The following is a 12422-nucleotide window of genomic DNA, read 5'->3' as shown; positions in this document are numbered from 1 at the left end:
CGCCGCAAGCGTCAGCTTGAATCAGATCAGGGCCTCACGCGGCAGCGTAAGGCCCTGAAATCACCCAAGCCTCTGGCCGGGTCTCAGAAATCCCAGTCTTCGTCTTCCGTCGCCACGGCCTTGCCGATGACATAGGACGAGCCGGAGCCGGAGAAGAAGTCGTGGTTCTCGTCGGCATTCGGCGAGAGGGCCGAGAGGATCGCCGGGTTCACCTTGCAGGCTTCCGCCGGGAACAGGGCCTCGTAGCCGAGGTTCATCAGCGCCTTGTTGGCGTTGTAATGCAGGAACTTCTTCACGTCCTCGGTCAGGCCCGCACCGTCGTAAAGCTCTTCGGTGTAGCGGGTCTCGTTGTCGTAAAGCTCCAGCAGCAGGTCAAAGGCGAAATCCTTGATCTCCTGGCGGCGGGCTTCCGGCTCCCGGTCCAGCGCGCGCTGGAACTTGTAGCCGATGTAATAGCCATGCACCGCCTCGTCGCGGATGATCAGGCGGATGAGGTCCGCCGTGTTGGTCAGCCTGGCGCGGCTCGACCAGTACATCGGCAGATAGAAGCCCGAGTAGAACAGGAAGCTCTCGAGGAAGACCGAGGCAATCTTCTTCTTCAGCGGATCGCCGCTTCCGTACTGCTCCATGATCAGCGCGGATTTCTTCTGCAGGAACTCGTTCTCCTCCGACCAGCGGTAGGCCTCGTCCACATCCGGCGTCAGGCAGAGCGTCGAGAAGATGGATGAATAGGAGCGCGCATGCACCGCTTCCATGAAGGAGATGTTCGACAGAACCGCCTCTTCATGCTGCGTCACGGCATCTTCCATCAGCGTCACCGCGCCGACGCCATTCTGGATCGTGTCCAGCAGGGTGAGGCCGGTGAAGACGCGGATGGTCAGGCGCTGCTCTTCCGGGCGCAGGGTGGCCCAGGACTGGATGTCGTTGGACAGCGGAACTTTCTCCGGCAGCCAGAAATTGCCGGTCAGGCGGTTCCAGACTTCCAGATCCTTGTCGTCCTCGATGCGGTTCCAGTTGATGGCGCGCACGCGGGAGGCGGGCTTGATGTGCATGTTCATGATGCTTTCTCCACGGGCCAGACAGCTTATACCAATGCTCGATGGGCTCGACTTATCGAGCATTGGTTAAGCCCTTGCGGCGCTTGAGCATTTTCAAGGCGTGATGCGTCAGCATCTCAGAGCCTTGGTATTAGAGAGTGCAGGACACGCAGCCCTGAACCTGCGTGCCGTCCAGAGCCATCTGGCGCAGGCGGATGTAATAGATGGTCTTAATGCCCTGCTTCCAGGCATAGATCTGCGCCCGGTTGATGTCGCGGGTCGTGGCCGTGTCGCGGAAGAACAGCGTCAGCGACAGGCCCTGATCCACGTGCTGGGTGGCCGCGGCATAGGTGTCGATGATCTTCTCCGGCCCGATCTCGTAGGCATCCTGATAATAGTCGAGGTTTTCATTCGACATGTAGGGCGCCGGATAATAGACGCGGCCGATCTTGCCTTCCTTGCGGATCTCGATCTTTGACACGATCGGGTGGATCGAGGAGGTCGAGTGGTTGATGTAGGAGATCGAGCCGGTGGGCGGCACGGCCTGCAGGTTCTGGTTATAGAGCCCGCCGGTCATTACCTCGGCCTTGAGGGCGCGCCAGTCGTCCTGCGTCGGAATATGGATCCCGGCATCAGCGAAAAGCTGCGCCACGCGCTCCGTCTTCGGCGCCCAGACCTGATCCGTGTACTTGTCGAAATATTCGCCGGAAGCATACTTGGACTTCTCGAAGCCCTTGAAGCTGCGGCCTTTTTCGACCGCCAGACGGTTCGACGCACGGACTGCATGATAGGTCACGGCGTAGAAGTAGATGTTGGTGAAGTCGATGCCTTCTTCCGAGCCGTAGAAAATGCGCTCGCGGGCGAGATAGCCGTGCAGGTTCATCTGGCCAAGGCCGATGGCAAGGCTCTCCGCATTGCCACGGGCGATGGAAGGCACGGAGGTGATGTTGCTCATCTCGGCAACCGCCGTCAGGGCGCGGATGGAGGTTTCGACCGTGCGGCCGAAATCATCCGAATCCATCGTCTTGGCGATGTTCAGCGAGCCGAGATTGCAGGAAATGTCCTTGCCGAGGTGCGAGTAGGACAGGTCCTCCTCATAGACGCTGGCCTCGCTCACCTGCAGGATTTCCGAGCACAGGTTGCTCATGGAAATGCGGCCGGCAATCGGGTTGGCGCGGTTCACCGTGTCCTCGAACATGAGGTAGGGATAGCCGCTCTCGAACTGGATCTCGGCGATGATCTGGAAGAACTCGCGGGCCTTGATCTTGGACTTGCGGATGCGCGCGTCCTCGACCATCTCGCGGTACTTTTCCGTCACCGAAATCTCGGAGAAGGGCACGCCGTAGACCCGCTCCACGTCATAGGGCGAGAACAGATACATGTCCTCGTTGTTGCGGGCGAGCTCGAAGGTGATGTCCGGCACGACGACACCCAGCGACAGGGTCTTGATGCGGATCTTCTCGTCCGCATTCTCGCGCTTGGTGTCGAGGAAGCGCATGATGTCCGGGTGGTGGGCGTTGAGATACACCGCGCCCGCACCCTGACGGGCTCCCAGCTGGTTGGCATAGGAGAAGCTGTCTTCCAGAAGCTTCATCACCGGGATGACGCCGGAAGACTGATTCTCGATGTGCTTGATGGGCGCACCCGATTCGCGCAGGTTCGTCAGGCACAGGGCCACGCCGCCGCCGCGCTTGGACAGCTGCAGCGCCGAATTGATCGACCGGCCGATGGACTCCATGTTGTCTTCGATGCGCAGCAGGAAGCAGGACACCAGCTCGCCACGGCTCTTCTTGCCCGCGTTGAGGAAGGTCGGCGTTGCCGGCTGGAAGCGGCCGGTGATGATCTCTTCCATCATCGCCATGGCCAGGGCTTCGTCGCCGCGCGCCAGCGCCAGCGCCACCATGCAGACGCGGTCCTCGTAGCGCTCCAGATAGCGCTTACCGTCAAACGTCTTCAGCGTGTAGGACGTGTAATACTTGAAGGCGCCGAGGAAGGTCGGGAAACGGAACTTCTTTGCATAGGCAGCGTCGAACAGATCGCGTACGAAGGCAAAGGAATACTGCTCCAGAACCTCGGGCTCGTAGTAGCCTTCGGTGACCAGATAATCGAGCTTCTCCTTGAGATTATGGAAGAAGACCGTGTTCTGGTTCACGTGCGAGAGGAAATACTGGCGCGCGGCCTCGCGGTCCTTCTCGAACTGGATCTTTCCCTCATCATCATAGAGGTTCAGCATCGCGTTCAGCGCGTGATAGTCCAGCGCCGTGGACTGGCGGGCATTGCTGCCACCGGAGGCCGGGGCAACGGCTGCGGAGTGGGTCTTTGCGCCCGCGTCCTGCGGGGAATCCGTGTCTAGCATGTCCAAAACCGTTCCAGTCCGAGGGTGACGTTCTCGACATCCTCCGCCGTGCCCAGAAGCTCGAACCTGTAGAGGAACGGCACGTTGCACTTGGCGGAAATGATGTTGCCGGCGATGGCATAGCCTTCGCCGAAATTGGTGTTGCCCGCAGCGATGACGCCGCGGATGAGCTTGCGGTTCTGCTCCTCGTTGAGAAAGCGGATCACCGGTTTCGGAACCGCGCCCTTCGCCGTGCCGCCGCCATAGGTCGGCGTCACCAGCACGAAGGGCTCACTCACGAGGGGCACGGGCGCGCTGGCGTCCACGGGCAGGCGGATGGCGTCATACCCCAGCTTCTCGACGAAGCGGCGGGTGTTTTCCGACGTGCTGGAAAAATAGACGAGCCTGCCCATGGTGCACGCGCCCTTCAGTGCTTCAGCCGAGGCCGCCGATCAGGTCCGGGCGGAAACCGGCCCAGTGGTTTTCACCGGCGACAACCACCGGCACCTGACGGTAGCCAAGGCCCGTCACATAGTCATAGGCCGCCGTGTCTTCGGAAATGTCCACCAGCGTGTAGTCGATGCCCTTGCGCTCCAGGGCGCGGGTGGTGGCATTGCACTGAACGCAGGCGGGCTTGCTGTAGACGGTGACGGTCATCGGTCGATCCTCATATGACGGACGTGACAAAGGGTTCGGCCACGCCTTTGCGCAGCCGGCATCAGATAAAAACTCAAGGACAATTCCCACGCTGCAGCAGCCGGACCAATCCGGTGGAGCGGGAGAAAACGGGCCGCAGGTGACTACCCCGGCGGAAACTCGAAAACGGCTCTCTTGATCATGCCTGCACCCCGAAGCACTGCTGCCGAAGCAGATGGCGCTGGCCAGAGGGAGCGGACAGCCCGGCAGAACCGGACATGAACTGACCGCGCCCCTCCGGCACCCCGCCGGTGGACGTTACGCTCAAGGCAGGTCTCCTGGCTCACGGGTCATCACGCCGCCCCGCCTTCCCAGGCCTTGCGGCCAAGTGGCAGAATGGGACGAACGCTCACCGTTCACAGTTGCGGGGGCAGCCTGGGAATTGCCGGATTTCCGCCGGTTTCACCCTGTTCCCGTCTCAGCTCGTCGGCGTTTCCGCCGGAGAACCCTGAACAGGACTCAACATAGCGGAGATTCGAATTTTATCAATCCCTATGTGAGGAAGTGCACAATACCCACAAGATGTAGTTATCTGGCTCAGAGGCCGGAGCGGGCCAAAATCTCTTCGAAGCGCTTGAGAGAGGCGGGGGGAACGCTTGGGTCGGGAAAACCCGCAGGCCGGGCGGCATCGCCGACCCGAATCACCATGACCATACCCATGGTATAGTGCGGCGAGCACTTGATGCCATAGAGCCCCGGTTGATCAAAGGTGATGGAAATCTCCTCGTTGATCTTGCCGGTGAAACCGGCGAAGCCCTCGGGCACCATTGTGGCGATGGAAGCGGCATTGTGGCTCTTGTGGCCAACCCGGAAGGTCACCGTATCGCCCGGCTCGATCTGCACGAAATCGGGCTCGAACACCATGGTGCCATGGGCGCCCCGGTTCAGCATCTGGACGTCGACAGTCCCGGCTCGGGTTGCAGCGGTGCTTGCCATGAGCAGGGACTGGGCAGAAACAAAGCTGAGGAAAAGGGTGCGGGCGAGGCTGCGCATCATCATGCTGCTGCTCCTTGAAGCGGGTGTTTGCGGCGGCGGCTGGATGGCCGGGCATACCGGATATGGCACTCGCCCTCCGGTCCCGTTTCCACCGTGGCCTCGACCTTGAAGACCCTGGCCAGAAGATCGGGGGTGAGAATGCTGCCGGGACGGCCCTGCGCAGCGATCCGGCCAGCGTCCATCACGATCAGCCGGTCGCAGAACATGGCCGCGTGATTGAGGTCATGCAGCGCGGCAATGACGCTGAGCCCCTGCGAGCTGACAAGATCCAGCAGCCCGATCTGGTGCTCGATGTCGAGGTGATTGGTGGGTTCATCCAGGATGAGGACCGCCGGCTGCTGTGCCAGGGCACGTGCGATCTGCAGCCGCTGCTTCTCCCCGCCGGAGAGGGTCAGCCATTCCCGTGTCTCGAAATCCTGCATGCCGGCCGCCGCGATTGCGCCCGAGACGATGGCATCGTCCTCGCCGGACCATTGCCGCAAAATGCTGAGATGCGGGGTGCGGCCAAGCTCCACGACCTGGCGCGCGGTCAGCCGCTCGCTGGTCTCCGCATGCTGCTCGACCACGGCAATCCGGCGTGCAATGTCACGCCGGGACAGATCCGTCATGGGCGTGCCCATGACGGTCACATGTCCGGATGCGGGCTTGCGCAGCCCGGAGAGCATGGACAGAAGGGTCGATTTCCCCGAGCCGTTGGGTCCGGCGATGCCCAGAAACTCGCCCTCTGCGAGATCAAGGCTGACCTTGTCGTTGATGAGGCGGCCCTGCGCGCGCCAAGTCAGGTCATGAGCTGTCAGCATCATCGTGTCACTGGCCTGTGGATCAGGAGAAGGGCAAAGGCAGGTGCTCCGGCAAGGGCGGTCATCACGCCGATGGGCAGCACCTGACCGGGGATCAGGATTCGCGACAGAATGTCGGCAAAGATCATGAAGACCGCACCGAGCCAGGCCGAAACCGGCAGCAGCAGCCCATGCCGGACGCCAACCAGCAGCCGTGCGGCATGGGGTATGACCAGTCCGACGAAGCCGATCGATCCGGCTATGCTGACCATGACGGCGGTCATGATGGCCGCCGTGGCGATCAGGATTATGTAGACCCGGCGCACCGGAACCCCGGCAGACGCGGCCGCATTGGTTCCGAAGGCAAAGGCGTCCAGATGCCTTGCATGCAGCAGGCAGACGATGAAACCGGCCAGTGCCACCGGCACGGCCAGCCCGGCATCCGGCCAGCGCACGCCCGACAGATTGCCGAGCAGCCAGAACATGATGCCGCGTGCCTGATCGGCCGTCGCCGACTTGGTGACGATGAAGGAGGTGACCGCGTTGAAAAGCTGCGAACAGGCGATACCGGCCAGAATCACGGCGGCACTGCTGCGCCCGGCGAGGACGGCCAGCAGGCTGACCAGGCCGAAGGCCGTGAGCGCACCGGCAAAGGCCCCGAGGGGAAGGGACAGCAGCCCGCCCCCGAGCCCGAGAATGGCAACACTGACCGCACCGGTGGAGGCTCCCGCCGAGATGCCGAGGATATAGGGGTCGGCCAGGGCATTGCGCAGCAGCGACTGGAGGATCGCGCCGCACAAGGCCAGAGATGCGCCGCAGGCCGCAGCAGCCACGGCACGGGCGACCCGATAGTTCCAGATCACCCCTTCGTCGATCGGATCAAGGACATAACCGGCCGCCCAGGCCCGGTTTGCCACCGTCTGAAAGACGGTATCAACCGGGATGGAGGTCTCGCCAATGGCGGCCCCGGCGGCAAGAGCTGCAATGAGAGAGACGGTGCCAAGCGCACCGCCTCCCCATTTTCCCGCGTGGAAAGGAAGCGTCATCACTTGGCGAGACCGAAAACGGCCAGCGCATCGGCCAGCACTTCCATGCCTTCGATAGTGCGGATCGTCGGGTTCATGGCCTGTGCATCCATGACGATGATCCGGCCTTCCTTGACCGCTGGCATCAGGCTGGTGACCGGATCCTCCTTGAGGAACTTCTGCTTCAGCTCCACGTCATCGGCGGGGAACCGGCGGCGGTCCATCTTGCCGGCGACGATCACCGTGGGGTTGGACCGGGCAATCGTCTCCCAGCCGACGGTCGGCCACTCTTCGTCGCTCTCGATCACATTCTTGAGGCCGAGGCTCGCGGTCATGTAGCCGGGCGCGCCCTTCTGGCCCGCCACGTAAGGGTCGATCGCCAGATCGGCACTCGAGAACCAGAAGACGGCCGAGACTTCGCCATTGACGGCTCCGATTTTCCGGCGTGCGGCCTCCTCCCGCTCCTTCAGCTCTGCGATCAGGGCAGTGCCCCTGTCTTCGACATCGAAGATGCGGGCGAGGTCGTCGATCTCCTGGTAGATCAGGTCCATGGAGAAGCTGGCCTTGCGCAGCCCGTCATCACCGGCAGAATTGTCCTTACCGGTGCAATCGGCCGGCGAGGTATAGACGGCGATCCCCAGTTCCTCGAACTGTTCCACAGTGGCAACGACGCCCTGCGGGCCGATCTGCCACTGAAACTGGGTGGTCACCAGCTCCGGCCGGGCCCCCGTCACACTTTCAAAGCTGGGCGCATTGTCTGCAAGGCGCGGCACCGTGGCGTTGACCTCCTCATAGCCCTCAATAACGGGGCCGATCCAAAGGGCCGTCCCGGTGATCTTGTCCGCCTGTCCCAGCAGATAGAGAATCTCGGTGGTGCTCTGGCCTACGGAGACGGTCCGCTCCGGCGCCTTGGTGAAGGTCAGTTCCTTGCCGCAATTCTCCAGCGTCAGCGGATACTGGGTCTTTCCGGCGTGAGCTGTACCAGGCAGGGAGAAAGATGCGCAGGCAGCAAGGCCTGCGGCGGCAGCAAAATTGCGCAGAAGCACGGGAGGTTTCCTTCCTTTGGGCAGATGTCATGTCAAGGCGCCGCAATGCGGCTGCATCACGCCTTGAAGTGCTCAAGATCCGCACGGACCAGACAGCAGTCCGCTGAAGCGGCTGGAGCCAGCGCAGGACCGGGAAGGCAGGGAAGCGCATGCCCCCCCGGAGGAAAGGGCAGCAAAACGTCTTGCAGGCCCGAAGGCCTGAGGCAGGAATACCGTCATTTTGATCCTCCTTGAGCATCCCCGCTCAAGCATCTGGATTTCACATGACGGCAGGTCTCCTGGCTCACAGATTTCAGGCCGGTCATTTGCCTTCCCGCACCAGTTGAGGACTGGCGCAGTGACCCGGCGTCTTCCGAGGAAGCGCCGCAAGAATGACCGGCATCTGCTTACAGTTGCGGGGGCAGCCACGGATTTGGCCCCTGATTGGGTCGTCCGTACCGTGTTCCCTTTTAATCCCGGCAGCTCTCACTGCCAGAAACCGTCGCAGAAGTAGTATTTTCCGGAAAGCAACCCGTCAAGCTGCAGCTGTGCGGCGGTGCCAACAAAAAAGGCGCCCTTGCTGGGGCGCCTTTCCGGATGTGCTCTGCGGCAGGCCAGCGGCCGCCGCTCTCTGCGGATCAGTCTGCCAGATCCTCGACGCTGACCACCTGGCCGTCTTCATCCAGACGGTAGACGACCGGTGCGCCGGTGCCCAGTTCGCGCTTGAGGATCTGTTCCGGCGTCAGCTTTTCCAGTTCCATGATCAGCGCGCGCAGGGAGTTGCCATGGGCGGCAACGATGACGCGGGTGCCTTCCATGACGCGCGGCAGGATCTCGGCGCGGTAATAGGGCAGAACGCGCTCGGCCGTCATCTTCAGGCTTTCGCCACCCGGAGGGGGCACGTCGAAGGAGCGGCGCCAGATGTGCACCTGCTCCTCGCCGAACTTCTCGCGGGCTTCATCCTTGTTCATGCCGGTGATGTCGCCGTAGTCGCGCTCGTTCAGGGCCTGATCGCGGATCGTCTCCAGACCGTCCTGGCCGAGTTCGGCAAGGATGAGCTTCAGCGTGTGCTGCGCGCGGGTCAGGTCCGAGGTGAAGGCGACATCGAACTTCAGCTTCATGTCGCGCAGCTTGCCGCCAGCGGCCTTGGCTTCACCGATGCCCTGCTCGGTCAGGTCCGGGTCCTTCCAGCCGGTGAAGAGGTTCTTGAGGTTCCATTCGCTCTGGCCGTGGCGGACGAGCACCAAGAGACGTTCCATGCACCGATCTCCTTGAATTTCTGAAGGTCTGTCAGTCGTTGAGGCCGAGCACGTCGGCCATGGAGTAGAGGCCCGGCTTGCGGTCGCGCGCCCACAGGGCCGCCCTGACTGCACCACGGGCAAAGATCTGGCGGTCTTCCGCCTTGTGGGTCAGTTCGACCCGCTCGCCCTCACCGGCGAGGATGACGGTGTGGTCGCCGACGACAGAACCGCCGCGCAGGGTGGCAAAGCCGATGGTGCCGGCCTCACGCGGGCCGGTATGCCCGTCGCGTACCCGCACCGAATGCTCCGCAAGGCCTATGCCGCGCCCTTCGGCTGCAGCCTCGCCCAGCAGCAGCGCCGTGCCGGAGGGGGCATCCACCTTGTGGCGGTGGTGCATCTCGACGATTTCCAGATCGTAATCGGGGCCAAGGGCTGCAGCGGCCTTCTTCACCAGCGCCGCCAGCAGGTTGACGCCAAGGCTCATGTTGCCGGACTTGACGAGCCGGGCATGGCGGGCGGCAGCCTCCAGCTTCGGCAGGTCCTCATCCGTCCAGCCGGTGGTGCCGATGACGTGCACGATGCGCGCCTGGGCGGCGAGCTCGGCAAAATGCAGGCTGGCCTTGGGGGCGGTGAAATCCAGCACGCCTTCGGCGGCGGCAAAGGCGGTCAGCGGATCATCCGTGATCCTGACGCCGAGGGGCCCGAGACCGGCAAGCTCGCCAGCATCTTTGCCGAGGGCCGGTGAGCCTTCCCGTTCGATGGCGGCAGCAAGCACGCTGCCTTCCATGGCGGTGATGGCGCGCACAAGGGCCTGGCCCATCCGGCCGGCAGCCCCGACGACGACAAGACGCATCTGGCTCATGTGTGTTCCTGAATTTGTTTCCGGCCCGATATATCAGGCGGAAGGGATGCGCGAAAGGGCTTGTGGCGGTGAAGCTGCGTGCCCGGGCCACATGTATTCGTGCCCAAGGTGCCTTGTCTTCATACGCGGGAGGGAAGCGAGGGTACCAAAGGCAGCAAGGGACGCAGCGGCAGGGCAGATCAAACCTGCATGGTGCCGCTGAGCAAAAGAAAAGACCCGGGCTTGCGGCCCGGGTCCCATGTCTTTCAGGATCTGGAAGCGGATTATTCCGCGTCCTTTTCCTTCTCGATTTCCTTGCCGGTTGCCTGATCGACAACCTTCATGGACAGGCGGACCTTGCCGCGCTCGTCGAAGCCCATGAGCTTGACCCAGACCTTGTCGCCTTCCTTGATCACGTCAGTGACCTTGGCAACCTTCTGCGGGGCGAGCTGCGAAATGTGGACGAGGCCGTCCTTGGCGCCGAAGAAGTTCACGAAGGCGCCGAAATCGACGCACTTCACGACCGTGCCTTCGTAGATCATGCCGATTTCCGGCTCAGCGGCGATGGAGTTGATCCAGTTGATCGCAGCCTTGATCGCCTTGCCGTCGGAGGAGGCCACCTTGACGGTGCCATCGTCCTCGATGTTGATCTTGGCGCCGGTCTTTTCCACGATCTCGCGGATGACCTTGCCGCCCGAACCGATCACTTCACGGATCTTGTCGACCGGGATCTTCAGCACTTCGATGCGCGGCGCATGTTCGCCGAGTTCCGAACGGGCTTCGGTGATGGCGTTGGACATTTCGCCGAGGATGTGGATGCGGCCGTCGCGGGCCTGATCCAGAGCGACCTTCATGATCTCTTCGGTGATGCCGTCGATCTTGATGTCCATCTGCAGCGAGGTGACGCCGTTGGATGTACCGGCCACCTTGAAGTCCATGTCGCCGAGGTGGTCTTCATCGCCGAGAATGTCGGACAGAACGGCGAACTTGTCGCCTTCCTTGATGAGACCCATGGCGATACCGGCCACCGGAGCCTTCAGCGGAACGCCTGCATCCATCAGCGCCAGCGAGGTGCCGCAGACGGTTGCCATCGAGGACGAGCCGTTGGACTCGGTGATCTCGGAGACGACGCGCAGGGTGTAGGGGAACTCGTGGTGGTTCGGCAGCATCGGGTGGATGGCGCGCCATGCCAGCTTGCCATGGCCGATTTCACGGCGGCCCGGCGAGCCCATGCGGCCCGTCTCGCCCACGGAATAGGGCGGGAAGTTGTAGTGCAGCATGAAGTGCTGCTTGTAGGTGCCTTCCAGCGCGTCAACGAACTGCTCGTCTTCGCCGGTGCCGAGGGTGGCAACGACCATGGCCTGGGTTTCACCACGGGTGAACAGGGCCGAGCCGTGTGCACGCGACAGGATGCCGACTTCCGAGACGATCGGACGGACGGTCTTCAGGTCGCGGCCGTCGATGCGGTGGCCGGTCTCGATGATGGCGCCGCGAACGATCTCGGCTTCCAGCTTCTTGAACAGCTCGCCGACAACGGTGCCAGCCGGAGCTGCGTCGCCGCCATTGGTGATGACAGCTTCCACGACCTTGGCCTTGGCCGCGTCAACGGCATTCTTGCGCTCTGTCTTGGAGGTGATCTTGTAGGCTGCGGTCAGATCGGCGGCAGCGATGCCCTTGATCTTGCCATAGAGCTCGGAGTGATCCGGCAGGTTGAGCGCGCGGGGCTCCTTGGCTGCGGTCTCGGCCAGCTTGATGATGGCGTCGATCACGGTCTGGAAACCGCGGTGACCGAACATCACGGCGCCGAGCATGATGTCTTCGTTCAGTTCCTTGGCTTCGGATTCCACCATAAGAACGGCGTCATTGGTGCCGGCGACGACGAGGTCGAGCAGCGAATCGGCCATGGTGTCAACGGCCGGGTTCAGCACGTATTCGCCATTGATGTAGCCGACGCGGGCGCCGCCGATCGGGCCCATGAACGGGACACCCGACAGGGTCAGGGCAGCAGAGGCTGCGACCATGGCGAGGATGTCCGGAGCGTTTTCCATGTCATGCGACAGGACGGTCACGATCACCTGGGTGTCGTTCTTGTAGCCATCAGCAAACAGCGGACGGATCGGACGGTCGATCAGGCGCGAGGTCAGGGTCTCGTGCTCGGACGGACGGCCTTCACGCTTGAAGTAGCCACCCGGGATCTTGCCGGCAGCGAAGGCCTTTTCCTGGTAGTTGACGGTGAGCGGGAAGAAGTCCTGGCCGGGCTTCGGCTCCTTGGCGGACACGACGGTGGCCAGCACCTTGGTCTCGCCATAGGTGGCCATCACGGCGCCGTCAGCCTGACGGGCGACCTTGCCGGTTTCGAGGACCAGCGGGCGGCCGGCCCAGTCGACTTCAACACGATGAATATTGAACATGCAATGTCCTTACATATGCGTCCGCAGCCCCTTGGC

12 protein-coding genes and 2 riboswitches are annotated in these 12422 nt (G+C 62.6%); all 12 genes read right to left on the bottom strand.

Annotated features, from left to right (window positions below; all coding sequences use genetic code 11):
* Positions 1-83 precede the first annotated feature (83 nt).
* Entirely contained in the window at positions 84-1058 is a 975-nt protein-coding gene (nrdF, locus tag H163_RS0106765; RefSeq protein WP_019963802.1) for a class 1b ribonucleoside-diphosphate reductase subunit beta, read from the bottom strand.
* 130 nt (positions 1059-1188) lie between these two features.
* Entirely contained in the window at positions 1189-3393 is a 2205-nt protein-coding gene (gene nrdE, locus H163_RS0106760; protein ID WP_019963801.1) for a class 1b ribonucleoside-diphosphate reductase subunit alpha, read from the bottom strand.
* Positions 3387-3785 (bottom strand): class Ib ribonucleoside-diphosphate reductase assembly flavoprotein NrdI, encoded by a 399-nt coding sequence (gene nrdI, locus H163_RS0106755; protein WP_019963800.1) that lies wholly within the window; start codon positions 3783-3785, stop codon positions 3387-3389. The genes nrdE and nrdI overlap by 7 nt, the downstream gene beginning before the upstream one ends.
* Before the next feature lie 22 nt (positions 3786-3807).
* Positions 3808-4029, bottom strand: a complete 222-nt coding sequence (gene nrdH / locus H163_RS0106750; protein WP_019963799.1) for a glutaredoxin-like protein NrdH — start codon at positions 4027-4029, stop codon at positions 3808-3810.
* 178 nt (positions 4030-4207) lie between these two features.
* The gene (locus tag H163_RS24895) at positions 4208-4336 is read right to left on the bottom strand and encodes a hypothetical protein (RefSeq protein ID WP_280176595.1); all 129 of its coding nucleotides are present in this window, start codon (positions 4334-4336) and stop codon (positions 4208-4210) included.
* Positions 4320-4534, bottom strand: a riboswitch (cobalamin riboswitch). (Overlaps the previous gene by 17 nt.)
* A 71-nt stretch (positions 4535-4605) precedes the next feature.
* Positions 4606-5067, bottom strand: a complete 462-nt coding sequence (locus H163_RS0106745; protein WP_019963798.1) for a pseudoazurin — start codon at positions 5065-5067, stop codon at positions 4606-4608.
* The gene (locus H163_RS0106740; RefSeq protein WP_019963797.1) at positions 5064-5867 is read right to left on the bottom strand and encodes an ABC transporter ATP-binding protein; all 804 of its coding nucleotides are present in this window, start codon (positions 5865-5867) and stop codon (positions 5064-5066) included. Before H163_RS0106740 ends, H163_RS0106745 begins: the two co-directional genes overlap by 4 nt.
* Positions 5864-6889 carry a FecCD family ABC transporter permease gene (locus H163_RS0106735; protein ID WP_019963796.1) on the bottom strand — a complete coding sequence of 342 codons (1026 nt, stop codon included), beginning with the start codon at positions 6887-6889 and terminating at the stop codon, positions 5864-5866. Before H163_RS0106735 ends, H163_RS0106740 begins: the two co-directional genes overlap by 4 nt.
* Positions 6889-7914: an ABC transporter substrate-binding protein gene (locus H163_RS0106730; protein WP_019963795.1), complete on the bottom strand. Its 1026-nt coding sequence runs from the start codon at positions 7912-7914 to the stop codon at positions 6889-6891. The genes H163_RS0106735 and H163_RS0106730 overlap by 1 nt, the downstream gene beginning before the upstream one ends.
* 251 nt (positions 7915-8165) lie before the next feature.
* A riboswitch (cobalamin riboswitch) is annotated at positions 8166-8412 on the bottom strand.
* Positions 8413-8531: 119 nt separating this feature from the next.
* The gene (locus tag H163_RS0106725; RefSeq protein WP_019963794.1) at positions 8532-9152 is read right to left on the bottom strand and encodes a 2,3-bisphosphoglycerate-dependent phosphoglycerate mutase; all 621 of its coding nucleotides are present in this window, start codon (positions 9150-9152) and stop codon (positions 8532-8534) included.
* 31 nt (positions 9153-9183) lie between these two features.
* Entirely contained in the window at positions 9184-9987 is an 804-nt protein-coding gene (gene dapB, locus H163_RS0106720; protein ID WP_026355534.1) for a 4-hydroxy-tetrahydrodipicolinate reductase, read from the bottom strand.
* 272 nt (positions 9988-10259) lie between these two features.
* Positions 10260-12386, bottom strand: coding sequence for a polyribonucleotide nucleotidyltransferase (gene pnp / locus H163_RS0106715; protein WP_019963792.1), 2127 nt, complete (start codon positions 12384-12386; stop codon positions 10260-10262).
* Between the last annotated feature and the right edge of the window lie 36 nt (positions 12387-12422).

This window comes from Pannonibacter phragmitetus DSM 14782 (assembly GCF_000382365.1).
Lineage (GTDB): Bacteria > Pseudomonadota > Alphaproteobacteria > Rhizobiales > Stappiaceae > Pannonibacter > Pannonibacter phragmitetus.
The sequence above is the reverse complement of the archived record's forward strand: the minus strand, read 5'-3'. Positions and strand labels throughout refer to the sequence as shown.